The 24,695-nt window shown below is 59.0% G+C and carries 18 protein-coding genes and 1 pseudogene; 8 read left to right on the top strand and 11 right to left on the bottom strand.

What is annotated here, in order from left to right:
- Positions 1 to 49: 49 nt before the first annotated feature.
- The 8 genes and pseudogenes from TU84_RS00440 to TU84_RS00410 all read right to left on the bottom strand — a co-directional run bounded on the left by TU84_RS00440 (position 50) and on the right by TU84_RS00410 (position 6,995).
- Entirely contained in the window at positions 50 to 2,140 is a 2,091-nt protein-coding gene (locus tag TU84_RS00440) for a TonB-dependent copper receptor (protein ID WP_048366530.1), read from the bottom strand.
- Between the two features lie 100 nt (positions 2,141 to 2,240).
- The gene (locus TU84_RS00435; RefSeq protein ID WP_048366529.1) at positions 2,241 to 2,621 is read right to left on the bottom strand and encodes a DUF2946 domain-containing protein; all 381 of its coding nucleotides are present in this window, start codon (positions 2,619 to 2,621) and stop codon (positions 2,241 to 2,243) included.
- A 48-nt stretch (positions 2,622 to 2,669) separates the two neighbouring features.
- Complete coding sequence (locus tag TU84_RS00430) at positions 2,670 to 3,164, bottom strand: copper chaperone PCu(A)C (RefSeq protein WP_048366528.1); 495 nt, start codon at positions 3,162 to 3,164, stop codon at positions 2,670 to 2,672.
- A 47-nt stretch (positions 3,165 to 3,211) separates the two neighbouring features.
- Entirely contained in the window at positions 3,212 to 3,610 is a 399-nt protein-coding gene (locus TU84_RS00425) for a DUF2946 domain-containing protein (RefSeq protein ID WP_048366527.1), read from the bottom strand.
- Between the two features lie 143 nt (positions 3,611 to 3,753).
- Positions 3,754 to 3,900, bottom strand: a pseudogene (locus TU84_RS25345) (helix-turn-helix domain-containing transcriptional regulator); the annotation flags it as partial.
- A gap of 77 nt (positions 3,901 to 3,977) precedes the next feature.
- A complete protein-coding gene (locus TU84_RS00420; RefSeq protein ID WP_048366526.1) occupies positions 3,978 to 4,697 on the bottom strand; it encodes a cobalt-precorrin-6A reductase in 720 nt (239 codons plus the stop codon).
- Positions 4,694 to 5,791: a cobalt-precorrin-5B (C(1))-methyltransferase gene (locus TU84_RS00415; RefSeq protein WP_048366525.1), complete on the bottom strand. Its 1,098-nt coding sequence runs from the start codon at positions 5,789 to 5,791 to the stop codon at positions 4,694 to 4,696. Before TU84_RS00415 ends, TU84_RS00420 begins: the two co-directional genes overlap by 4 nt.
- Positions 5,784 to 6,995, bottom strand: a complete 1,212-nt coding sequence (locus tag TU84_RS00410) for a bifunctional cobalt-precorrin-7 (C(5))-methyltransferase/cobalt-precorrin-6B (C(15))-methyltransferase (protein WP_048366952.1) — start codon at positions 6,993 to 6,995, stop codon at positions 5,784 to 5,786. The genes TU84_RS00415 and TU84_RS00410 overlap by 8 nt, the downstream gene beginning before the upstream one ends.
- 168 nt (positions 6,996 to 7,163) lie before the next feature.
- On the opposite strand from TU84_RS00410, the gene TU84_RS00405 reads away from it, so the two are divergent.
- The 8 genes from TU84_RS00405 (at position 7,164) to TU84_RS00370 (ending at position 19,524) form a co-directional block, all read left to right on the top strand.
- Complete coding sequence (locus tag TU84_RS00405) at positions 7,164 to 12,419, top strand: dermonecrotic toxin domain-containing protein (RefSeq protein ID WP_048366524.1); 5,256 nt, start codon at positions 7,164 to 7,166, stop codon at positions 12,417 to 12,419.
- Between the two features lie 90 nt (positions 12,420 to 12,509).
- Positions 12,510 to 13,841: a precorrin-3B synthase gene (gene cobG / locus TU84_RS00400; RefSeq protein WP_409348635.1), complete on the top strand. Its 1,332-nt coding sequence runs from the start codon at positions 12,510 to 12,512 to the stop codon at positions 13,839 to 13,841.
- Positions 13,834 to 14,460 carry a precorrin-8X methylmutase gene (locus tag TU84_RS00395; RefSeq protein ID WP_048366522.1) on the top strand — a complete coding sequence of 209 codons (627 nt, stop codon included), beginning with the start codon at positions 13,834 to 13,836 and terminating at the stop codon, positions 14,458 to 14,460. The genes cobG and TU84_RS00395 overlap by 8 nt, the downstream gene beginning before the upstream one ends.
- Positions 14,460 to 15,191: a precorrin-2 C(20)-methyltransferase gene (locus tag TU84_RS00390; protein WP_048366521.1), complete on the top strand. Its 732-nt coding sequence runs from the start codon at positions 14,460 to 14,462 to the stop codon at positions 15,189 to 15,191. The genes TU84_RS00395 and TU84_RS00390 overlap by 1 nt, the downstream gene beginning before the upstream one ends.
- Complete coding sequence (gene cobJ / locus TU84_RS00385) at positions 15,188 to 16,855, top strand: precorrin-3B C(17)-methyltransferase (protein WP_048366520.1); 1,668 nt, start codon at positions 15,188 to 15,190, stop codon at positions 16,853 to 16,855. Before TU84_RS00390 ends, cobJ begins: the two co-directional genes overlap by 4 nt.
- A gap of 367 nt (positions 16,856 to 17,222) precedes the next feature.
- Positions 17,223 to 18,131 carry a hypothetical protein gene (locus TU84_RS00380; RefSeq protein ID WP_153391772.1) on the top strand — a complete coding sequence of 303 codons (909 nt, stop codon included), beginning with the start codon at positions 17,223 to 17,225 and terminating at the stop codon, positions 18,129 to 18,131.
- A gap of 27 nt (positions 18,132 to 18,158) precedes the next feature.
- Positions 18,159 to 18,902 (top strand): hypothetical protein, encoded by a 744-nt coding sequence (locus TU84_RS00375; RefSeq protein ID WP_048366518.1) that lies wholly within the window; start codon positions 18,159 to 18,161, stop codon positions 18,900 to 18,902.
- Positions 18,903 to 18,909: 7 nt separating this feature from the next.
- Positions 18,910 to 19,524 (top strand): hypothetical protein, encoded by a 615-nt coding sequence (locus TU84_RS00370; protein ID WP_153329655.1) that lies wholly within the window; start codon positions 18,910 to 18,912, stop codon positions 19,522 to 19,524.
- Between the two features lie 44 nt (positions 19,525 to 19,568).
- On the opposite strand, the gene TU84_RS00365 is transcribed toward TU84_RS00370, so the two are convergent.
- The 3 genes from TU84_RS00365 to purD all read right to left on the bottom strand — a co-directional run bounded on the left by TU84_RS00365 (position 19,569) and on the right by purD (position 24,521).
- Positions 19,569 to 20,165 (bottom strand): MarC family protein, encoded by a 597-nt coding sequence (locus TU84_RS00365; RefSeq protein ID WP_048366516.1) that lies wholly within the window; start codon positions 20,163 to 20,165, stop codon positions 19,569 to 19,571.
- A 179-nt stretch (positions 20,166 to 20,344) separates the two neighbouring features.
- Entirely contained in the window at positions 20,345 to 23,122 is a 2,778-nt protein-coding gene (locus TU84_RS00360; RefSeq protein WP_048366515.1) for a hybrid sensor histidine kinase/response regulator, read from the bottom strand.
- 103 nt (positions 23,123 to 23,225) lie between these two features.
- Positions 23,226 to 24,521, bottom strand: a complete 1,296-nt coding sequence (gene purD, locus TU84_RS00355; RefSeq protein ID WP_048366514.1) for a phosphoribosylamine--glycine ligase — start codon at positions 24,519 to 24,521, stop codon at positions 23,226 to 23,228.
- Positions 24,522 to 24,695 lie beyond the last annotated feature (174 nt).

Genomic DNA, 24,695 nt, shown 5'->3' with positions numbered 1-24,695 from the left:
GCCATCGCGAGCAAGCCCGCTCCCACAAAGAGTTACAGCGCTCTGATTGTTAGAAACTCACATCAACCTTGGTCCAGAGCGTGCGGCCTGGTTCGTTGATCGCGGTCGGGTCGTTCGACGGGTAGCCAAACCCGGCGTTGCCCGCCATGTTCAGGTGCTCGCTGTAGGTTTTATCCAGCAGGTTGTCGACCCCGGCGCTGACCTTGAGGTTTTTGTTGATGCGGTACGCGCCGTTCAACGAGAACACGCCAAAGCCGGCGCTCTTGCCGTAGTCCTTGCCGACCACGTTGCCCGCGTTGCGGTCGATGCGGTCTTGGCGTGCAACCACACGCCACAGGGCGCCAGCGCTCCAGTCGTCTTCGCTGTAGGTCAGGCCGAGGCGGGTGTCCAGCGGCGGCATTTGCGGCAGAGCTTTACCGTCCGTGGTGTTTTTGCCCCAGGCGTAGGCCAGGGTCGCGTCGGCCTTCCAGTGTTCGGTCAGTTGATACGCGGCGCCCAATTCGCCGCCCATGATGCGGGCGTTGATGTTTTGCGCCTGGGAACTGGTTTGCGTGTAGTCGAACAGGATGTAGTCGTGAATCACCCCGGCATAGGCCGACACCCAGGCTTCGAGGTCCTGGGTTTTGTATTGCAGGCCGACGTCGAGCTGGGTGGTTTTTTCAGGCTTGATAGCGTCGAAGGCGTTCACCGAACCGGCCGGCCCGGAGTTGGGCGAAAACAGTTCCCAGTAGTCCGGGAAGCGCTGCACATGGCCCAAGCCTGCGTACACGGTGGTCGGGCTGTTGGCCATGTCATGTTCATAACGCACAAAACCGCTGGGCAGCGTGTCGGCGCGGGTGTTGTCCTGGGTCGGGTTAGGCTTGCTCATCATCCCCGAGCCCAGCCGGGCCCGGAAGTCCTTGGCCGAGGCGCGGTCCAGACGGGCGCCGGTGATCACGCGATCGCGCTCGGCGGCGTACCAGGTCAACTCGGCAAAGGCGCCGTAGTTGTGGAAATCGGCGTCCTTGGTCCAGTTCTGCGCTTTGTAGGTGTCGATGCCCATGCCGGAGCGAGTGCGGTGTTCGTTGGTTTGCGCGTCGATGCCGCTGATCAACTGCACATCGGCCCAGCGCCAGGTGGCCTTGATGCGTGCGCCGAGGGTGCGCCGGTCAACGTTTACGCCCATGGGCCCGGCCATCATGCCGGTGCCGGACGGGGTGCGCAGGGTGTAGTTGTCCATCACGTGGTCGGCGTAGTTGTAGTAGACCTGCGCTTCGAGCTTGTCGAGCACGTCGCCGATGTTGGACTTTTCAAAGCGCAGGCCGAGGCTTTCACGCTTGTACTGGCTGCCGTCCATGCCACGTCCGGCCGAGCGGGCTTCGCCATCGCCCTTGCCAGCGGTGAGTTCGAGCAGGGTGTCGGCGTCCGGGGTCCAGCCGAGGGCGACGTCGCCGTTCCATTTGTCGTAGCGCGACGGCACGGTGTGGCCGTCACCGTCTTTGTAATCGTCGGAGTGGGCGGTGTTGCCGACGACCCGCAGGTAGCCCTGCGAGCCCCCGACGGCGGCATCGAGGGTCTTGTCGAAACGGCCGTTGGAGCCTGCCAGTACGCTGGCGTTGATGCGCGACCCCAGCTCGCCAAAATGCTCGGGCTCGCGCTCAAACAGCACCGTACCTGCTGACGAACCCGGCCCCCACTGCACGCTTTGCGGGCCCTTGATGACGGTGAGTTTGTCGTAGGTTTCGGGGGCGATATAGGAGGTTGGCGTGTCCATGCGGCCGGGGCAGGCGCCGATCATCTGGCCGCCGTTGGTGAGGATGTTGAGCCGCGATCCGAACATGCCGCGCAAGATCGGCTCGCCGTTGGTGCCGCCATTGCGGATCAGGGCAAAGCCGGGGATGGTCTTCAAATAATCCCCGCCATCGCTGGCAGGCACTGGCTGGCGCGGGTCTTTGGGGTTGGTAACGATGGTCAGCGGCGAACTGGGGGCGATGGCGGTAATCACCAGCGGGCTGATTTCATTGGCGTGTGTGGCGTGCTCGTCAGGTGTCTCGGCGGCCAGGGCGGCGGGTGCCAGCAACGCGCAGCACAGTGTGCTCAAGGCAAAGGGCAGCACCGTGTGGGCGTGAGGCAAACGGGAGGTAGCAGTAAAGCGGGACATAGGCATTCCAGTATTCAAGCGAAAACAACACGGCCGACGCCCTGCGGCTGTCTAGAGCAGCGCCTGCAGGTCGGCCAGGTAGAGGATGTTGTGAACGTGCTTAAACGAATGCCGGAGGCGCCCGCGCGCGGGCGCCGGGGAAGATCGGTTGTTGCGCATGCCCCAGCCGTGTGGGCTGTGCCAGATAACTTTTGGGGCGCAGCGAGTCGAACAGGGTGATGTCAGCGGTGTGCGGCAGGGCCGGGCAACTGAACAACAGCGTGCAGTAACCGCATTTTTCCCACAGTGCATGGTGCTCGGCAGACGGTGCGTGATGCCCGGCGTGTTCGCCGTGCGCCGACATGTCCATGCCCATCTCCATAGACATTGGCATCGACATGGAGCCGTGATGATTCATCGGCACCGCTTGGGAAATCAGCGGGCCGATAAAAATCATCAGCATGGCAAACAGGCTCAGCCAACTGCCGCGAATCTGCGACATGGAGTGCCTGGCGCGAAGGGCGCGCATGGGGCTCAAAAACCGGGGTCGTTAGTGAGCGTGCATGTGTTCCATATTGTCTTCAGGGGGCTGTTTTTGCACCGAGACTTCAACCGGTATGTCACCGGCTTTCTCGAAATGCAGGGTCAGCGGGAAGCGTTTGCCGTCTTGCAGCAGGCTGCGATCTTTAATGTCGACCAGCATCACGTGGTACGCCATCGGCCCGAAGGTCACCGTGCCACCGGGGGCAACGACGACGTCGGTCACCGGTTGCATGCGCATCATGTCGCCTTGCATCACGTGCTGGTGCAGCTCGGCGCCCCCGGCAATCGGGGTGTCGGCGCTGAGCAGGCGGTCGGCGGTGCTGCCGGTGTTATGGATCACAAAGTACGCGGCCACGGTGGGCGCGTTGGGTGGCAGTTCTTGCGACCACGGATGAGTGATTTGCAGATCACCACTTTTGTATTCGTGGGCGTTGGCAAAACAGGCAGGCAACAACAAAGCCGCCGCAATAACGGCGTGCTTGAACAGTGACAGGTTCAACATGGTCATTCTCCGAAATGATTCAGGCGCAAAAAGGTTGCGAGGACGAATCAGACCAGAGGGGAAGCGCGGGGGTTAAGGCTCGGCCATTGCTGGCGCGGGGTGGGCCGTTTGAGGTGGTCGGGGACTTGGCTATGACCCCGTTCAATCGCGGCGAAATACAGCGTGGGGATATGCGCGGGCAGCGCCACCAGCGGCGCCGAGCCAGAGCAGCACCAGCAATGCTGCATGTTTGAGTGATCGTCTTTGTGGCTGTCGGCGGTGTCAAACTTGCCCAGCGACACGGCCACCATCTTGGTGCCCGTGGAGGTGCAGAAACTGCTCCACATCACCTGCTCGGCCGGCTCGCTACCAGTGGATGCCATGGCCCCGCCCATCGACATGGCGAGCATGTTGAACAGCACTGCGAAGCAGGCGATCCAGGCAAATGCAAACCGTTGTCGGGACATGACACATTCCATGAGTGACGCGATTAAGGCGGCTATTTAGCCTGAATGGCCTGCGTAAGTAAAAAGGCCGTGTGTGTGACGAAATGTCGCGTTAATCAACGTCAGGGGAGATACGGCGTTGATATTGGTAGTGAGTTCTGAATTTGGGCGCGGGCAATATCGCTCAGAGCAGCACGAATCAAGCTACCGTCCCCGCTATCTTCTTGACAGCAGGCATCTAGATAAGCCGCCATGTCTTCAGGACTTTTTAAGTAGCTAGCAATATCAAATTGGGTGATTTCTTCACTCATTTTTGCTCCTCATAATCCAGGCTGGTGGCTATTTATTTCGAGTCACTTATCTGTTGTTACTGATTAAGAAGTTGGTTCTACAGTCGATGTAAAGCCTCTAGCAATTGCGTAGCCGTCCAAAACTCGCGATCTACTTGCGGCAACACCGGCCGCTTGAGAATCAACACCGGCACCCCGCGTTCGCGGGCGACTTCGAGCTTGGGTTCGGTGGCGCTGCTGCCGCTGTTTTTGCTGATCAGGACGTCGATGCGGCGTTGCTCAAACAGTGTGCGTTCTTCTTCGATCCGGAAGGGGCCGCGGGCGCCGATGACGTCACAGCGCTCATTACCGGGGTAAACGTCGAGGGCGCGCAAGGTCCAGAACTGCTGCTCCGGGATTTCGTCCAGATGTTCCAGTGGCTCGCGGCCCAGTGTGAACAGCGGGCGCTGGAAGGGTTTAAGGGCCTCAACCAGTTCGGCCCAGTCGGCCACTTCGCGCCAGTCATCGCCTGCTTGAGGCGTCCACGCCGGGCGACGCAGCGCCCAGCACGGGACGTCACTGAGGGCGGCTGCGCGGGCGGCGTTCTGACTGATTTGCGCGGCGTAAGGGTGGGTGGCGTCCAGCAGCAGGTCGATGCCCTGTTCGCCCATGTAGTGGGCCAACCCCTCAGCGCCGCCGTAGCCGCCCACCCGCACTTCGCAGCGCAAATCGGTGGGCACGCGGCCGACACCGGCCAGGCTGTAAACGTGTTGTGGGCCCAGGGTACGGGCAATGGCCAGTGCTTCGGTCACGCCGCCGAGCAATAAAATACGTTTCATGCAAACCCTCCGGCATGGCCGACAACGGCGCCTTGGCGGTCAATGGCAAACACTTCGACCTGCACCGACGCCGGCACCACGCTGCGGGCGAAGTCCAGCGCGTGCTGGCACACCGCATCACCCAGGGCGATGCCTTGCGCGCTGCACATGGCGAGGGCTTGCTGGCTGGTGTTGGCCTGGCGGATGGCCTCTTGCAGCGTGGGGTCAGCGCCAATGGCAGCCGCCCATTCGGCCAGTTGCGGCAAGTCGATGCTGGAATGACGGCTGTGCAAATCCATATGGCCTGCGGCCAGTTTGCTGATTTTTCCGAAGCCGCCGCAGAGGCTCAACTTATCCACAGGGACTTTGCGCAGGTGCTTGAGGACTGCGCCCACGAAGTCGCCCATTTCGATCAGCGCAATCTCCGGCAGGTTATACACCCGGCGCATGGTGTCTTCGCTGGCGTTGCCGGTGCAGGCGGCGATGTGCAGGTAGCCGTTGGTCTTAGCGACGTCGATACCCTGGTGGATCGAGGCGATGTACGCGGCACAGGAAAACGGCCGGACGATACCGCTGGTGCCCAGAATCGACAGGCCGCCGAGAATCCCCAAGCGTGGGTTCATGGTCTTGAGAGCCAGCGATTCGCCGTCCTGGACGTTGACGGTCACTTCAAAGCCACCGTGATAGTGGTGCTCGGCGGCCAGTTGCTGCAGGTGATCGGTGATCATTTTGCGCGGCACCGGGTTGATCGCCGGTTCGCCCACGGGCAGCACCAGACCGGGGCGGGTGACCGTGCCAACGCCCTGGCCTGCGACGAATACGATGCCTGCATCAGGCAGCAGGCGAACGCGTGAGTACAGCAGCGCGCCGTGGGTCACGTCCGGGTCGTCGCCTGCGTCCTTGAGGGTGCCGGCTTCGGCGCCATCGGCCTGCGTGCGGCAGAACTCCAGGCGCATGGTTACCACTTTGCCTTTGGGCAGGGTGATTTCCACGGCGTCATGGCTGACGCCGCTGAGCAGCAGGCGAGCGGCGGCCAGGCTGGTGGCCGTAGCGCAACTGCCGGTGGTCAGGCCGCTGCGCAGGGGCGCGGGTTGTTCGGCGGTTTCGTCACGCATCAAAGGGTTTGGTCATCTCTAGCAAGGTTATTGGCAGCGCTTGGCGCCACGTATCAAAGTCGCCCAGCGGTTGGGCCTGGGCGACGTGAACCCGCGTCAGTTCGCCGCCATGGCGTTCGCGCCAGCTCATCAGCAATGTTTCGCTTTGCAGGGTGACGGCATTGGCCACCAGTCGCCCGCCGGGCTTGAGCTGTTGCCAGCAGGTGTCGAGCACACCCTCGCGGGTGACGCCGCCGCCGATAAAAATCGCGTCCGGACGCTCCAGGCCTTCCAGCGCTTGCGGTGCCTTGCCTCGAATGAGTTGCAGGCCTGGCACGCCCAGCGCGTCACGGTTGTGTTCGATCAGTTGCTGACGGCCGCTGTCTGCCTCGATGGCAAGGGCCCGGCAGCTCGGGTAGGTGCGCATCCATTCAATACCAATCGAGCCGCTGCCTGCGCCCACGTCCCACAACAGTTGCCCCGGCAAGGGCGCGAGGCGGGCGAGGGTGATGGCGCGTACATCGCGCTTGGTCAGTTGGCCGTCGTGCTGGAAGGCGCTGTCCGGCAAGCCGCCGACGCGGGACAACGGCTGTGCATTGGCCGAGGCGATGCATTCAATGGCAATCAGGTTCAGGGCCGCGACGGGCGGGTCGTTCCATTCGTCAGCGCTGGCGTCGACGCGACGTTCGGCCGGGCCACCCAGGTGCTCCAGAACACTGATGCGACTCGGGCCAAAGCCGCGTTCGCGCAATAGCGCCGCAACGGTGGTCGGGCTGCTGCCGTCATTGCTCAGCACCAGCAGGCGTGCGCCGCTGTGCAAGTGAGCATTGAGCGCAGCCACCGGACGGGCAACCACTGACAGCGTGGTCACGTCTTGCAAGGCCCAGCCCAAACGTGCAGCCGCCAACGAGAAAGAGGAGGGCGAGGGCAGCACGTGCATCTCGGCGTTTTCAACCACGCGTGCCAGGCTGGCGCCTACGCCGAACAGCATCGGGTCACCACTGGCCAGCACACACACTGGCTGGCCGCGCAATGCCAGCACCGGCGCCAGCGAAAACGGGCTCGGCCACGTCAGGCGCTCGGCGCGGATGCACGCGGGCAGCAGGTCGAGCTGACGCTGGCCGCCAAACACTTGAGCAGCACTCAGCAAGGCCCGGCGCGCATTTTTGCCCAGACCGCTGAAGCCGTCTTCACCGATTCCCACAACTGTTAGCCAGGGCGACATGCCAATCCTCATTTCAAACAGCGGTTCGTTCATCCGGGATCAGGGCAAAAGGCCTGCGGATACAGGCCGCATGATAGCGCGCCTTGGCCCCCTAACTAAGTAGTGCCTTGCAACACTGTGGGCAGCGTAGCGTTCAGGGATATGCCTATCCCTATTGCGAGCTTAACCATGAGCACCCCTTCTTTGCCTTTTTATGCCCCGCAAGCGCTGCACGACACGTACCTCAAAAGCCTCGACCTCGCCCAGACCAAAGGCATTATCAATGCCGACGAAAAAGAGCGACTGGGCTCGCTGCTTCAAGACGAAACTGGCGCCAGAGCGGTTTATGCGTTTTACCCGATTGTGTCCCGCGATCATTACCGCCCGGTGCACTGGGTTGCCGGGCTGATTCTCAGGCTGGACCTGGCGCCGGCGTCGGCTGTGTTTTTATTCACCGCGCTCGGCAGGTTTGAGCGCTTCGCCACCAAAAGCGCGTTGCGTACCGCATTGCAGCTGCTGTTGGACAGCCCCCAAGAAAACGACGAGCTGCTGCGATTTTGTCCCGTCGATGTGCGTCCCTATTTAACCCAAGCAGGCTATTTTTCGCTGGTTACACGGCAAGTGTCGGGACTTGTCATGACCGGTGTCAGCCAAGCCATAGAGAGCTTTTTGCGCAATTGTCAGGAGCAAACGCTGCAAGCGCTTGTGGAGCTGCCGACACTTCGTTCGGTGCTTGATGGCAACGTGTCTTACGCGGTGAGTAATCAGTTTCGCGGACCTCATTTTGAAGTCTTGAAGCTTCAGGTACGTAGCACTCGGTTGGGGAGCAGTGCGTTGACTGAGGGCGATGTGACTACCGCGAGCCTGAGTACGATAGCGCTGGATTACTACCTGCAAGGAGGCTTTGCGGCGCACTACCGCCGTGAATACCTGGGCCTGCCAGCTGCGATAGCATCACTCAGTCACAGCGAAATAGAGCAAGGCTTTGAGCGTGCACTGAAGCAGGCCACTGAGGATTTGGCAGGCAGCATGCAGCGTTCTTTAAACCGTACATGGCAGCCAGCGTCGCTGCCGCGACGTGCGCTGTATGACTATTGCGTTGCCCGCCAGGCCGATATGTTTTATCTCCAGACGGTGCAAGCCCTGCATGAGCAGAAGTTGACGGCAGCGCAATTTGCTCAGTTGCAGCACGTGCTTTCAGGCACCTTTAAGGACGTGCAGGCACAGGTTGCGCGGTTGGCTGTGTTTGACCCCGACAAGGGCGAGGTCGGCTTGTCCGGTGTGTTCTGCATCTTTTTCCCGGGGCTGAATTCACCCGTTTTTTTATTTGGCGGGGCTGAAGGCCTCCAGCAGTTTGAAACACGTGCCCGGCTTAAAGACGCGATATTGTCGCCGTTGAGAGCCCCCGCCTTGTATGACTCCATTGCCCGTTATGCCGCGCTGGACCAGCAAGCGTTGCTCGCTGGTATGCAGGAGTTGCGCCTGAGTGTCGAAAACATTGACGCGGATGTATTCGGCTTTTGTGTGCAGGCCATTCACAAGAAGCAGGCCAGCGATGTCGACTTCTTGTTGAAGGAGTTCAAAGCCCGGCGTATTGCCCTGGCGGGGGTCGATCATGCGCTGGATGTACGCGAGCTGATTGATCAGGGGCTCTTGGCGCTGAGCCCACCGGAGCGCTGGAGCAGCCGCTTCATGCGTCACGCACATGAGTTGACCCTTACCCCGCGCAGCAAGGGTGGCCAAGCTGATCTGTTGAGTGTGAAGCTGCCCAGACTAGAAGCCCAGGTGGATGAGCTGTTACGTGATTGGCCTACCGTTTGGGCCGTTGCAACGGCTCGCCTGCAAACGCTGCTGGTTTCCCATGGTCATGCCCCCTCGGATGTGCACCGGCTTGTGGTTCAAGTGTTTGATCAAGCGCCGCAGCCGGGCGTTGTACCCGTTCGCTCACTGTCGCTGGTCGAGGCGCTGTTGGAGCGGGTGACAGGTTATCAGCCGTTGCCGCAGAACCCGGATCTGATTCAAGTCTTCATGCAGCCGTTAGCTAACGGAGAGCTCAAACCGACCCGGCGATTGGCCGCAACCAAGCTGCTGACGCTGCTGGAACAAGCGTCGCCGTCATTTGTGCAACTCATGGTGCAGCGCCAGTGGGCTTTTTTTCACGCCCCGTATCCAGAGCAGAGTCCGGATGCGCTGGAAGACAGGCTCAGCACCATAAGAATGGTCATGTTGCGGGCTGAATTACGCCTGCTGAGTCTGGAAAACCATCTTCAAGCCACTGAACGGGCTGTGCTTGGCGTGGTATTGGGTTACCCGATCAGTGATCAGCGCCCGGCGCTGGATCAATTTGTGCCGGATGTGTTTGCGCTGACCGCGTCGTTCGAAGGGGTTGCAAGCGCGCTGGACATCACCAACTGCTTACTGTTTACCCAGCGTGGTGGCCTGGAGTCAGACGCTGCAGGGCGTGCCGTGTTCTGGAGCCCGACTTTGGGCTTTGAAGGTTTTGCCTCAGTGGATGCGTGCAAGGCCATGCTCGAAGCCCGCCTGATGGACAAGGGCTTGCGTTGGGGGCTACTGACGCATGTGAATGCCTCAGAGCAGGCGCGGGTTGTCAGTTATCTGGAGGGCACAACACAGTGGCAACCGGCCGGGCAAAACGGTTGGTTTTACTTCGAGCGCTTTGAGGAAGACTTCACTCGCCAGAGCCAGAACACGGTGATCAACCAGTTGCTGGCCGATACCCGGCATGTGTGCAGCCTTGCCGTGAAGACGCCATTTTCGGGTCAGGGCTTTGAGAACAGTTTCAAGAGTGTTGTGCTGGCCGGCAAGGCAGGCGTGCAAGTGGCGCGTGTCAGTGAAATGGCGCGCCTGCAATGGTTCAAGGCTTCGCTGCCTGAGTGGTTGAAGTCTGCCAGCGCCGTCGATCAGAAGGCCTATGCCGACGTTTTGCAACGTTATCAGCACAGCACAGAGGCCGTGCAGAGTTATCTGCACAACATCCCGCAATTGTCGGTGTATTCCAATGCATTGCTGACGGCGCGTCTGGATCTGGATTTTCCGGGCGCCAACCTGAACCCCGAGGCTATTGAGATTGCCATCGACACGTACCTCGCGGGCCCCGTACCGGTCGGCAGCACGCCGTCATTTCTACCTGCTGCGACCACGCACAGTGTGCAGTCACTCACTCAGTTCGCCTTGAACGGGCTGCATCGCATTAACCAGGGTGTGATGTTTGTGCGGTTGCGAGAGGGCGGCGCGCTGCCCGTCGCTTTGAATGCGCTCTATGTGCGCCGCTTGGTGCGGGAACTGGACCTTGGCACACATTATCAAGACCTTATAAAAACCATGCTGGCGCCTGGCCGGGAGGGTGTTGCCCTGCGTCAGCAGCAGTTTGCCGAACAACTGGCCGTGCAGATGCTGGAGCAGGCCATGCGACAAAAACTGCAGGACCCGGAGTTTGAAACCGCCTACCGCTACATTTGCCATGTCATCAGCATGCCTGACGGCGCGGCGCGTGAGGCTCTGGACCAGGTATACATCACCGTGCGGCCCTTTGAATTGATCGAAGAGCCCGGCGCCGACCCGGATCGAGTCAGGGGCGTCTATATCATTGGCCCGGTGGAGCCAAAGTCAGGCCCACAAGTTCTCTGGATCACCTACAGCGAGCGCTTTACCTTCAAGGCCTACGCCAATGACGCGGCCTTGCTCGCGGATCTGGGCGTCAATACAGAGCTTCAGGCCGACATACTGCAACGCATCGCGCCCTATACCCGCAAAGTCTATGACCATGGCGGCTTTGTCGAGCCGCATCTGGCGCGTTATGGGGACTCTTCGCTGAACTGGCTGTTGCTCAAGGCCTTGCCGCCGACTCTGGCCAGAACCCCGATTGCCGGCAATCTCTTCAGGGTGATGTACAAGGACAACTACGAAGCATTGCTAACAATGGCTGCGGCGCAAACTGAAACCACTGCGCAGGCAGACTGGGAGGCGTTCAAGTATTTGATGTCGCTTGTTATCACCAGCGCACTGATGTTCCTGCCCGCCAGGCTCAATATTCCGTTGGTGGTCTGGCAGTCACTGGGCTGGTTGTCGCAAGGGGTCGAAGCCGCAAAAAAAGGGGATTGGGGCGAATCCGTGGCCGAGTTCGCAACCATGCTCTTGCTGTGTGCCAGTGGTTATGGCGTGGTACGCCCGTCATCGGCCAGCCATGCGCCAGTTGAACCAGTCGTCGAACCGGTTCGCCTGACAGCACAGCAACGCGCCGGGCTGGAACCCTTTCAGGTGCATGATGTGACGCTGCTGGATTTGCGCACAGAGCCGCAGACGCAGTTGTTCAGTCACCCGCAGACGAAGTTGCACTATGTGCATCTGGATGGCTGTCTGTTCCGGGTACAGGTCTGGCGTGATCGCTGGCGCATTGACATAGGTGAGGGCCGTGATGGCCCGCTGATTAAGCTCAATGCGCGCAAGCTCTGGGAGCTGGATCCCAATGAGCCGCTGCTCGGTGGCGGGCCGGTGATGTCGACCACGGCGGCGTTGGCCGATCGCATCACCCATGAGATCCAGGCAACGGGCATGGGCAGCATCCAGCGTCAGTTCCCGGATAAAGCCCTGGCGATCCGCGACGCCCATGCGCAAGCCGTCACCTACCTGGAGCGTTGCCAGAATGCCCTGCACACATTGAACGAACCCGGTGCTGGCAATGCCGCGCATCGCGAGCTGATCAAAGAGTTTTTTGATGTGCCCAGCCTTGAACCGCACCTGCTGGATCGGCTGAATCACACCATAGAACCGATGTTGACGCGGTTTCTGCATCCTGACTTGTCGCCACTGACCTCCCGCCACTATGTGGTATGCCGTTCGCGTTTCAACGACAAGGCGGTGGCCTGGATTCATCGCTGGGACACCGACAAACGCGTGTTCCTGAGTGAGCGTTTTTTCACCACGCTGTTCGACCAGCCTCAAGCCTTGAGCCATCCGTACCTCAAACCCACCGACCCGCCTTTTGCCGTCAATGCGCATTACCGCGCGTCTTTTCTGCTGCACGAAGTCAGCCATGGGGTGCTAAACACCGAAGATATCAACTACCTGAACCCCGGTTTTCCTTACGACGATCTTTTGGATGACACCACCGAGTTTGGCAATCAGCTCAAAGCGTTTAACCAAATTATTCAGGAGTGCCACTCACCCCACTTACAGCCTGAGTATCTGTTTAAGCAATTTGATGTCGAGAGGCACACCTGGGCGGATATTCCGAGCAATCCGGGCAAGGCCAAGGTCAAGGCGATTACCGGGGTGCAGACCTTGGCTGAAGCGCGGTCGATCTTTACCGATGACCCGGTCAAACGGGTCGAGTTGATGCTGGCCAATGCCGACACGGTGGTGCTGTTGATCACTCGATTGGGGCGTGTGCAGCCGGTTGTGGCTGAGGAGAGCACGCCGGTGTAGGCATTCCGTCCGGCAAGCTTTTCATGCGGTTGCCCAAAGCAGGCATAATGCGCGACCTGCAATAGCGCATTGCCTGCTCTGGACCGACACGTGCCCCTGCCATCTGAACTCTCAGCGACGTCTCCTGTACGCCCGACCGGGTGCCCGGGGTTGTTGCGCATCGTCCAGGCGATGGACGGCGGGATCTGCCGGGTCAAGCTGGCGGGCGGCGTGATCACTGCGCAACAGGCGCGCGCCGTGGCCGACGTGGCGCAGCGTTATGCCAGTGGCGTGATTGAAGCCACCAATCGCAGCAACCTGCAAATTCGCGGGATTGGCATTGAGCATGCCGCGCTGATTGAGCCCTTGCTGGCGGCGGGGCTTGGGCCTGCCAATGCGGCCAGTGACGATGTGCGCAACCTGATGCTCAGCCCGACGGCCGGGATTGATCCGTATCAAACCATCGACACCTGGCCTTTGGCGCGACAGATTCTGACCAGCCTTGAAAGCACCCCGCGTTTTGCCGAGTTGTCGGCCAAATTTGCCTTGCAACTGGATGGCGCAGAAGCCTTGGCGATGCTTGAGCATCATCATGACTTGTGGCTGTCGGCGTTCGTGTGCAATGGCCAAACCCTGCTGGCGTTTGGCCTGGCGGGTTGCCCGGCGCACGATGCACCGCTTGGGGCGGTGCCGCTGGCGCACGGGCATGAGCTGGTGATGGCCGTGCTCACGCTGTTTCTGGACGTGGCGCGCCCTGAGCAGACACGCATGCGTCATCTGTTAAAAGACCTCTCGGTGGCCGATTTTGTTGAGCAACTCGCGTTGCGCATGCCGGTACCCATTGCCCCGCTAACAGACTGGCGGCGTGACCAGCCGGTGCTGCAAAGCCCGATCGGTACTTATCCACAGCGCGAGCGCGGGCGTGTCCATGTAGGCGCCGCGCTGGTGCTGGGGCGACTGGATGCCGCGATGCTCAACGGTCTGGCGCAACTGGCCAGCGAGTATGGCAATGGCACCTTGCGCTTTACCCCTTGGCAAAGCGTGTTGCTGCCGGATGTGCGGGCCGAGGATGCGCCGTTACTCACGCAGGACTTGCACGCATTGGGCCTGCTCTGCGAGGCGCAAGATCCGCTGGCGCACCTGATTGCCTGTACCGGCTCCAGCGCCTGTGCCAAGGGGCTGGCGGACACCAAAGCGGATGCACGGCACCTCGCGACGCTGTTGTCACAGCCGCAGACGATTCACCTGACGGGTTGCCAGCGCGCCTGTGCGGCGGCCCATGTGGCGCCGGTCACCTTGCTGGCCGTGGCGCCCGGTCATTACGACCTTTATTTACGCGCACCAGAGCACGCCGGTTTCGGTGTTCTGCGCGAACGCAATCTTACTATTGAAGCGGCGGGTGCTTGGCTTGAAGCCCGCCAACGGAGCAACACCGATGATTGATTACATCCGCGACGGTCAAGAGATCTATCGCAATTCGTTCGCCATTATTCGCGCCGAGGCCAACCTTGAGCACATCCCGGCGGACCTTGAAAAACTGGCCGTTCGGGTGATTCATGCATGCGGGATGGTCGATGCCGTCGAAGACCTGTGCTTCTCACCGGGTGCCGGCAAGGCCGGGCGCGATGCGCTGGCCGCTGGCGCGCCGATTCTGTGTGATGCACGCATGGTGCTGGAGGGGGTGACGCGTACGCGTTTGCCGGCCAACAACGCAGTGATCTGCACCCTCAAAGAAGACGGCGTTGCCGAGATGGCCCGCGAGGCGGGCAACACTCGTTCTGCTGTCGCCCTGGAACTGTGGCGCCCGTACCTGGAAGGCAGTGTGGTGGTGATTGGCAACGCGCCGACCGCGCTGTTTTACCTGCTGGAAATGATCGATGCCGGGGCGCCGAAGCCTGCGCTGATCCTTGGTTTCCCGGTGGGCTTTGTCGGTGCCGCCGAATCCAAGGCCATGCTCGCCGCCGACAGCCGTGGCATACCGTTCGTGGTGATGCAGGGCCGTCGTGGTGGCAGTGCGATGGCCGCTGCTGCCGTTAATGCCTTGGCAACGGAGATCGAATAATGGCGCAACCAGGACGTTTGATCGGTTTGGGTGTGGGCCCGGGCGATCCAGAGTTGATTACGGTTAAAGCCTTACGCCTGCTGCGCGAGTCGCCGGTGGTGGCGTACTTTGTGGCCAAAGGCAAAAAAGGCAACGCGTTCGGCATCATCGAAGCCCACCTGCAAGCCGCACAAACGCAAATGCCGCTGGTGTACCCGGTGACCACCGAAGTGCTGCCCGAGCCGCTGTCGTATGAGCAGATCATCAGCGACTTCTATGATCAGGCCGCCGAAGAGGTTGCCGAGCACCTGCAGGCTGGCCGTGACGTGGCGGTGATCTGCGAAGGCGACCCGTTTTTCTACGGCTCTTACATGTACCTGCATGATCGTCTGGCTGAGCGTTTTGAAGCCCAGGTAGTGCCGGGCGTGTGCTCGATGCTGGGTGGTGCGTCGGTGCTGGGCGTGCCGTTGGTGTACCGCAACCAGAGCCTGTCGGTGTTGTCGGGCGTGCTGCCCCACGATGATCTCAAGCGTCGCCTGGCCGATGCCGATGCGGCGGTGATCATGAAGTTGGGCCGCAACTTTCATAAAGTGCGCGAAGTACTGGCCGAGCTGGGCCTGGCTGACCGTGCGCTGTACGTTGAGCGCGCGACCATGAGCAATCAGAAAATCGTCCCGCTCAATGACGTAGACCCGATGTCTTCGCCTTATTTCTCGTTGATCATCGTGCCCGGCGAACGGTGGCAAGGATGAGTCGCCCAGCCCCGGCCATTGTGATTTTGGGCAATGGCAGCCTGGCCACGGCGCGACGCATCCAGCAGCTTTATCCACAGGCCGTGATCCATGGCCTGGTGGATCGCGTTGACGGTGCGGATCGTACTTACAGCGACTTCGGCGCCAACCTGCGTCAGTTATATCAGCAGGACACGCCGATTATTGCGCTCTGCGCGGCAGGCATCGTGATCCGCACCCTCGCGACCTTGTTGCTAGAAAAAGGTGCCGAGCCGCCGGTGCTGGCGGTTGCTGAAGACGCCAGCGCGGTGGTGCCGCTGCTGGGCGGGCTGGGCGGCGTGAATGACTTGGCGCGTACTCTTGCGGCGGGTTTGGGGGTGGCGCCTGCCATCACCACCAGCGGTGAGCTGCGGTTCGGCACCTGCTTGCTGAACCCGCCCAGTGGCTATGCCTTGGGCGATCTGGAATTGGGCAAACGCTTTGTTTCGGATTTGCTGGCTGGTGAGCCGGTGCGCATTGAAGGCGAGGCGCCCTGGCTGGCACAGGCGCAATTGGTTGAAGACCAGCAAGCGCGTCTGGCGATCCATGTGGGCCATGACGAGCGTGAGCCGTCTGCCAACGAACTGCTGATCTACCCACGCAGCGTCCTGCTTAAAGTCACGCAGGAAGTGTCGATGCAGGTTCTGCGCGACGCGTTGCATGAGGCGAAACTGGCCTGGCAATCGCTGGCCTGCGTGGTGGCCGATGACCGGATGATGGCCAGTGCCGGGCTGCGCGAGGCAGCCCGCGAACTGGCGGTGCCGCTGCGTTTTGTCAGCGCGGATGAGCCCGTCGCGGCAGCCGCCTGGCGTGAATTCGCCAATGGTGTGAGCGTGGGCGTGGCGGATGCGCCGCTGGACCCGCAGCACATCGGGCGTGCACGCGGGCGTTTGGCCGTGATTGGTCTGGGCCCCGGAGCCGCCGAGTTGATGGTGCCCGCGGTGAAAGCCGAGCTGGCGCGGGCCAATGATGTGCTGGGGTACGAGACGTACGTGCGCATGGCCGGGCCGTTCCGGGCTGACCAAGTGCTGCATTGCACCGACAACCGTGAAGAAATGCAGCGCGCGCGTCACGCCTTTGAACTGGCGGCGCAAGGTCGTTCAGTGGTGGTGGTGTCTTCGGGGGACCCTGGCGTATTTGCCATGGCGGCTGCCGTGCTCGAGGCCCTGCATGAGTCTGCTGACCCGCAGTGGCACAACGTGGATCTGGAGATCTTGCCGGGCGTCTCGGCGTCGCTGGCCACAGCGGCCCAGGCTGGTGCGCCTTTGGGCCATGACTTCTGCGTGATGTCGCTGTCGGACAACCTTAAGCCCTGGAGCATCATCGAAAAACGTCTCGATCTGGCCTCCCAGGCGGACCTGGCCCTGGCGTTCTACAACCCGATCTCCCGTTCCCGGCCCTGGCAATTGGGCGTGGCCCTGGAAATCGTCGCGCGGCATCGTACGCCGCAAACGCCGGTAGTACTGGGTCGTGACATCGGTCGCCCCGGCCAGACGTTACGTGTCACCACCCTGGGGGAACTGACCCCGGAACAGGTCGATATGCGCACCATGGTCATTGTCGGGTCGTCCACCACCTGCACGTTCCCGCGAGCCGATGGGCGCGAGTGGGTATATACACCGCGTTGGTACGGCGACAAGCCTTGATCGTGTGAGTTAATTAAAGGGGGGGCTGCCTGTGCCTTGGCAGCCGATCGACCTTCTTTGGCCTCGTGACTTTTGGGTAGTTGTTTATAAGATCACGAGGCCATGCTTTGGCAGGTGCTCATTCGTTTTTTTAAAGGAATGAGAGTGTCTGAATACTCCTCAGTGTCTGTTAGTTAAGTCGCAGATGATTGTCGATAACGCTCATGCTGACCTGGGATATTGCCATTAAGTACTAGGTATATACTTTGAAATAAATGGCGCGCTTTGCAGGGGCGAGTATTCAAGAGGTGTGGGCGGTATATTGCTGAAAAAAAGTAATTGTTTAAGTTAAATTATTTCCTGGATTGTTGTCTTTCGTTGATCAGGTATGCAGTGGACGCTTGAGGCTGGTGTGTCTAAGGTTTCAATTGTCTGCATTCGCAAGACAATTAATTTAACGGCCATGATGGCTGCAGGAGTAAATGATATGGATATTAAAGATTTAAGTGATGAGGCCTGTGTTGAGTTTATTAAAAGCCTGGAGATCCCGGTAGTTGAGCCAGCGATACTGACTCGCTCTATCATGCTGACAGCTCGCTCCGGTATGGATATTAATGGTCCCGCTAAGAATGTTGATGGTAACGAGGGCAGCGCTTTTGTAGCCGGTAACAGCGTCGTCTCTTTTGTTGGAGGTTTGGAATCACAGCTAAAACAGGACGTAATGGATAGCGTGTTGTTTGCACAGTTGGCAGCAGATAAGAAATTCCCTAATAAAGACACGCATCGTGTTGAGCGATACAACCTGTATAACCAGATTCTATCGTACTGCGGTTGGACAACGACAAACGAGTCCATGCATAAAGTGACCGGTCTGAAGCAGAAATTTACTATGGACCAAATTGCGCTGGAAATAATTGCAAGTGTTGTGGGCCCAAATAAAGCGGTGCTGGAGATTGTGGCCATGGTCTTTGGCGCTCTGGCCAAAAGCCCCAAGGCGCTTAGTCTGTTTGAAAATCAGGCAAAGGGTGTTGATGCGGGTAATTTTCAGATCCTGCCATGTATCGCAACCAGCGATGGTGAAGTGATAATGATAAAAACCTGCATGCAGTTCAGTTCGTCAAAACGCGTGACCAAGGTTCTTTTTTGGGAGTGGAGTAACACCGATGTGAGCTTGTACACTGCCGCCAGTAATACAACGCTTAATCGGCGTCAGTATGGAGTCGTTCGTAATACTATTATGGAAAAGCTCGGTACTTCGGGGAAAAACTTTATCGAAAACATTGATATAGATATTTAACTCAGGCGCAGCAAGGAGTTTGTGGCGATGGAAGAGTCTAATAAAGTCTATGTCAATGCCGGCATACTCGCGATGTGCCTGCCCGGTACTGTGCTCACAGCGCAGCAGCAAGAAGACGTCATGAACTCGTTGTTGTTTGCGGAGTTGAGTGCTCGTGTAAAGCACCCGCTAGCACAGCACAATACGGAACGTGAGCAGGCTGTTCAACGAATGCTGGATAACTTGTGCTGGATTCGTTTAAACCAACCTGGCGTTGTGTCGAAATCTTCACGGACCTTGACCGTGGTTGATGTTGTAACGGCTAAAAGCCTGAGTATGTTTCCCTCTCGAGTCAGTTCAGGTTTTATTGAATTGTTGAAGAAGCTCAAGTTCTTGCCGTCTCAAAAGGCGCTGGATGTTTGGCATGAAAAAACTGTCTCGCCCGTTCATTCTGATCATACGGCCAGCACTGATTGCCCAGTACCTGATGAGTTTAATGTGTGCGTTAAGTTCGCGATTTTAGATGCAGAAGGTGTTCTTCATACCTTGATGCTGGCGTTTACCACGCACACAAAACTACTAAGTAATTACCTTTCTCAGACGATCAAGATCGAAGAAAGTGCAGGGCTGCACGTCCAAGCCTACACCTATGAGCTAAATGCACAATGCTTCTCTCGTTTGCGTGAGTCGGTGGCTGAAAAACTGAAGATTAAAAAAAATCAGTACGTACTGCCTTGGGCCTGCTCTGCTGATGGCAAATGCCCTCCCGTCCTCACTCAACAAGGTCTTTGATAATGCTATGAATGCGAAAATGATTGGCAGCACGCTCACTTCTTTTGTCGGGGAAGTGTCCGAGGCCAGCAAGCAGGATATTCAAGACTGTTTGCTCTATGCGCAATTGTATGCCGACAGGGGAGGGACTTCAGGGCCTTGGACGTGGTTGTCAAATTATCAATATGCTCTGTTTAGCATTGGCTTTTCGCTTAAGGCTTACATCGTTGAGCAGCCATTATTGATTTCAGATGCTCACCAAGTTCGCGATTACAAGGTGCAGGTAGCGGGTGTGGGTAGCTCTGAGCGTCTGGCCAATCTGCTGGGTGTTCTATTTGACAGTCTTCACCTGGAGCGCGATGCCTTAAGCTATTTGAATGAGCCGCCCATTACGTCACATGCCACCCACTATCAGTGTGCGCCGTGTGAGAGGACTCAGCAGGGTGAATTAGTGGTTTTTGTATGTGCTCTGCAACTCAGTTGTACGCCTCATGATAAGAACCCGGCACTGACCTTTGTACGTCTGAATTCAAAGGGTGGCCGTTTTCAATTTGATGCGGCTGCGTATGCAGCAATGAAAAATGAAGTTCAGGATGTTATTCGTGGTTTTACGAATACGATGATCCAAAACGTGGAGCTGTAAAAAGCACTGCCCATGGCTGTCAAGCATGGGCAGTGCCAATTTACTTAGGGCACCAAGTAGCCTTTTATCCCGGTAAAGATAATTTGTGCCGCCAGCGCGCACACGAATAGCCCCATCAAACGGCTGATAATCTGCAAGCCCTGCTCGCCGACAATGCGCTCGATCCTGTTGGACAAATACAGCACCAACCCGACGGTGAGGCTGGCCATGACAATACTGGTGATCGCCATCAGCTTGTCATCCCAGTGAGGCTGGCTGACGCCCATCACCAGCAACGCACCAATGGTACCGGGACCAACGGTGATCGGAATGGTCAGCGGCACAATGGTGACGTCTTGCTGAACATTGTCGCTTTGCACGGCAGACTTGCCTTGGGCCATGCCCAGCGCCGAGATGAACAATACACTGCCGGCGCCAATACGGAAGGCATCCACAGTGATACCGAAAACGCTAAAAATCATGCGCCCGAACAGGTAGAGCAACACACTGGAAATCACGGTTGCCAGCGCTACTTTCCATGCCAGGCGGCCACGCTCCTTGTTCGAGTAACCGCGTGTCAGGCTGATAAAACACGACAGTACGAAGAACGGGCTGTAGAGCACCAGCATCTTCAAGTACACACTGAACAAAACATGCAGCATGGTCTGAGCTCACATCGCAGGAAGTCGTCGAAAGTCTATCAGGGGTTTGGCGGTCTGTCGGGCGGTGTTAAAAAGACCCTGCGGCTACAACGACACACTGTGTAGGAGCGAGCTTGCCTCGCGATCTTTTGACTTTAAAAGATCGCAGCCTTCGTGCCTCGGCAGCGACTACAACTGCCCTACGACGGCTGCGTCTGAGACTGTCGCAGCTCGCGCTGCACCACCCAATACTCGACCAGCTCGCGCAGTTGCGACAGTTCGACAGGCTTGGCCATGTGGCCGTCCATGCCGGCCTGGCGTGCGCGCTCTTTGTGCTCAGTCAGAATATGCGCGGTCAAGGCAACGACCGGGGTGCGGACGCGCTGGTGGCTGACTTCCCAGGCGCGTAATTGCTCGGTGGCTGAGAAGCCGTCCAGGACCGGCATTTCGCAATCCATGAGCACCAGGTCGTAACGCTGCGCTTTCATGGCCTGCAGCGCTTCTTCGCCGTTGGAGGCGGTGTCCGGGTGCAAGTTGAGTTTGCTCAACATGCCACGAATCACCTTGGTCGAAATGTTGTTGTCTTCGGCCACTAGAATACGGAAGTTGCTGGGCACGCTAAGGGGCGCTGATGGCCCGCTGCCCAATGGCGGTGTGACGCCAAGGCCGTTGTTGCGTTGGGTCAACTCGTCGGCCAAGGTGGTTTTCAGGGTATAGCCCGCCACCGGTTTGGCCAGGATGCGCTTGATGCCGCAGTTGCGCGCAATGATCTTGCTCGGCGCATTGCTGATGCCCGTGAGCATCACCAGCAAGATATCGTGGTTCAGGCTCGGGTCTTCTTTGATCTTGGCGGCCAGTTGCATGCCGGTCATGCCCGGCATGTTCTGGTCCAGCAAGACAATGTCGAAGTAGTCGCGCAAGTGCGCCTTGGTGCGCAGCAAGGCCAGCGCTTCTTTGCCCGAGGCGGCGGCGCTGACATTCAAGCCCCACGCCGAACATTGCTGCACCAGTACTTTGCGGCACGTGTCGTTGTCATCCACCACCAGCACGCGGGCGCCTTTGAGCGGGCTGTCCAGGTCGGAGGTGGGGTGCTCAAGCAGTTGCGGGTCCAATGGCAGGGTGAGCCAGAAATTGGTGCCCTTGGTTTGCCCGGTTTTGATGCCGAACTCGCCGCCCATGAGGGTGATCAACTGGCGGGCAATGACCAGCCCCAGATGGCCGCCCAAACGGGTGGCGGCGAGGAAGTTTTTGCTGTGCAGTTCGGCGTGCAGCAGTGCCTCGCGCTCTTGCTCATCCATCGGCTGGCCCGAGTCTTGAACGGCAATGCGCAAGCGTGGGGCATCACTGCGTTCCTCTAGCGCAACCACGATAAGGATTTCGCCTTCGTCGGTTTTTTTCAGGGCGCTTTCCAGCAGGCTCAGCAGGGTTTGACGCAAACGCGTAGGGTCGCCATTGATCACCCGAGGTACTTGCGGCTGGATAAAGCTGATGAGTTCGACGTTTTGCTGTTCGGCCTTGGTGCGGAAAATACTCAGGCAGTCATCGATCAATGCATTCAGGTCGAACTGCACGTCGTCCAGTTCGATCTGCCCGGACTCCAGCTTGGAGATGTCGAGGATTTCGTTGATCAGCGTGAGCAGCTCGTTGCCGGCGCTGTGGATAGTTTGTACGTAGTCACGTTGTTTGACGGACAACGGCGTGCCGAGCAGCAGTTCTGTCATGCCCAGCACGCCGTTCATTGGCGTACGGATCTCATGGCTGATCTTGGACAGAAACTCGGCCTTGGCATTGATCTCGGCGTTGCTGGCGGCGAGGTCGCAACTCAGGTTGAGCTGGTCTTCGGTGATGCTCCGCGTTCGTTCACTCAGGGCGATGCCCATCAGCAGGCCGCTGAGGCACACCACCGCCATCAGGGCCAACACCAGCTCTTGCGGTGCGATCAGGGTCAACCCCAGCAGGGCGGGCAGGATCAGCAGGGTGCCGATATTGAAAATGATCATGGCCACGACAAACAAACGAGCCGGGCGGTAGCCCTGCTGCAAGTGGTAACTGGCCACCAGCAGGATGCTGAGGCTGGTCAGCGCAACCAGTAAATAGGTGGTCAGGTTCAGCGGCAGGCTGTTGAAGAACAGCAGCAGCAAGCCACACAGGCCTACTATGAGGATGTCGATCAGCAGCAGTCTATGCAGCGGGTGCGGCCCACGGCTGGAGAAGAAGCTGTAGGTGAACAGCAACCCGCACGGTGCGGTGAGTATCAGTGCCAGATAGGCGCCAGGGGTTTGCCAGCTGTGCCATTGCGGGAACCACGGGCTGAGCAGGTTTAAAAAGAGCGCCGAGCTGGCCAGCAGCAAGGTCTCGCACAGTGCCAGCCACAGGCAACTGATGGTGCGCGAGAAGGCAAAACGAATCAGGTTGTGCAGTACCAGCATCGCGATGCCGCCCATCAGTAGCCCATAAAGCAGGGTGGTGCCCTGATCGGCAGCGAGGACAACGGCGGTACTGAGGGTAATGTGCGGGCGCAGTTGGTGTTCAGATTCCATGCGCAGGTAAACATCCAGAGGCTGATCGCTCTGGGGCAGCGGTAACAGGTAGTCGCTGCTGGACAGTGGTTTTTCGCTTTGTGGCAGGTTGTTGCCGGTGGTCACTTCGGTGATCAGTTTGTGATCATCGAGGACATACAAATCAAGGCGTGAGAGGTCGGGGGCGAACACCCGCAGGATCTGCTCATGCTGGTCGGGCTGTAAGCGGAACTTCAGCCACAGGGCTTCGCCGGGTTCGGCAGCCACCATGTTTTCAAGTTCGATGGAGGTGAACTGGCTATTCAATCGGGCTGAGCGCACATCGCTCAGTTGCAGGTCGCCTTGCGGGTCGGACAGCATGGACCAGCTGCCACCTGATGCGGCATGAGCCGGCATCAGGCAGAGCAGGGTTGTCAGCAGGCTGACAGTTATTCCTATGGCGATCCTAAGCCAGCGCACGGTGAAATCCCTTCGTCGATTGTTGCAAGTCGGTCACTATGCGCGGCGCTGGAAGAGTTAGGCAAGGCTGATCCATCCCCGTCTATCCATATGGATAGACTTGTTACTGGGGCTCACCGCGTTCGCGTGCAATGGCTCGGTAGCCAATGTCATGACGGTAGAAACAGCCGTCCCACTCGATGGCTTTGGCCAGGGCGTAGGCTTGCTTTTGCGCCGCCTCAACCGTGTCGCCCATTGCCGTTGCACACAGCACGCGACCACCTGAGGTGACCACTTCGCCTGCTGCATTCAGCGCGGTGCCCGCGTGGAATACTTTGCCTTCCAGTTTCGCTGCAGCGTCCAGTCCGTGGATTACAGCGCCTTTAGTGTAGTCTGCCGGATAACCACCTGCCGCCAGCACAATGCCCAAACTTGGACGTGGATCCCATTGTGCTTCAACTTTATCCAGCGCTTGGGCCAATGCGGCTTCAATCAGCAGCACCAGGCTCGATTGCAGACGCAGCATCACCGGTTGAGTCTCCGGGTCGCCGAAGCGGCAGTTGAACTCGATGACTTTCGGGTTGCCGGCTTTGTCGATCATCAGACCGGCATACAGGAAGCCGGTGTAGACGTTGCCTTCTTCAGCCATACCGCGCACGGTCGGCCAGATCACCTGGTCCATCACGCGCTGGTGAACTTCAGCGGTGACCACTGGAGCAGGCGAATAAGCGCCCATGCCGCCGGTGTTCGGGCCGGTGTCGCCGTCGCCGACGCGTTTGTGGTCCTGGCTGGTGGCCATAGGCAAGACGTTCTTGCCGTCGACCATAACGATGAAGCTGGCTTCTTCGCCGTCGAGGAACTCTTCGATAACGACACGCGAACCGGCTTCGCCGAAAGCGTTGCCAGCGAGCATGTCGCGCACGGCGTCTTCGGCTTCAGTAAGGGTCATGGCGACGATGACGCCTTTGCCCGCAGCCAGGCCGTCAGCCTTGATCACGATGGGCGCGCCAACCTTTTGCAGGTAAGCCAGCGCTGGCTCGATCTCGGTGAAGTTCTGGTAATCGGCGGTCGGGATCTTGTGGCGAGCCAGGAAGTCCTTGGTGAACGCTTTCGAGCCTTCCAGCTGAGCGGCGCCAGCGGTCGGGCCGAAGCAATCCAGGCCACGGGAACGGAACAGATCAACCACACCGGCTACCAACGGGACCTCTGGGCCAACGATGGTCAGGGCAACGTTCTTCTCGGCAAAATCAGCCAGTTGCTCAAGGGCCAGCACGTCGATAGCAACGTTTTCGCACTTGGTTTCAATGGCGGTGCCAGCGTTGCCGGGGGCAACAAATACTTTAGCGACACGCGGGTCCTGCGCTACTTTCCAGGCCAGTGCGTGTTCACGGCCACCGCTGCCAATGATCAAAACATTCATTTCAAAAACCTCGGATGACGCTGAATTCTGTTTAGAACCTAAAGCGTTTAATGCTTCAGGAGGTTGTAATGAAGCCGGTAGATGCAAGGCGGAGTCGACCTCGATGAGCGGAGTTGCCTTTTGGCAATGAGCATCATCGAGGTCGGCTCCAACGCAGCAGATGCCGGGTTCAGT

It is taken from the genome of Pseudomonas helleri (assembly GCF_001043025.1).
Lineage (GTDB): Bacteria > Pseudomonadota > Gammaproteobacteria > Pseudomonadales > Pseudomonadaceae > Aquipseudomonas > Aquipseudomonas helleri.
This window is presented reverse-complemented; position numbering and strand designations above follow the sequence as displayed.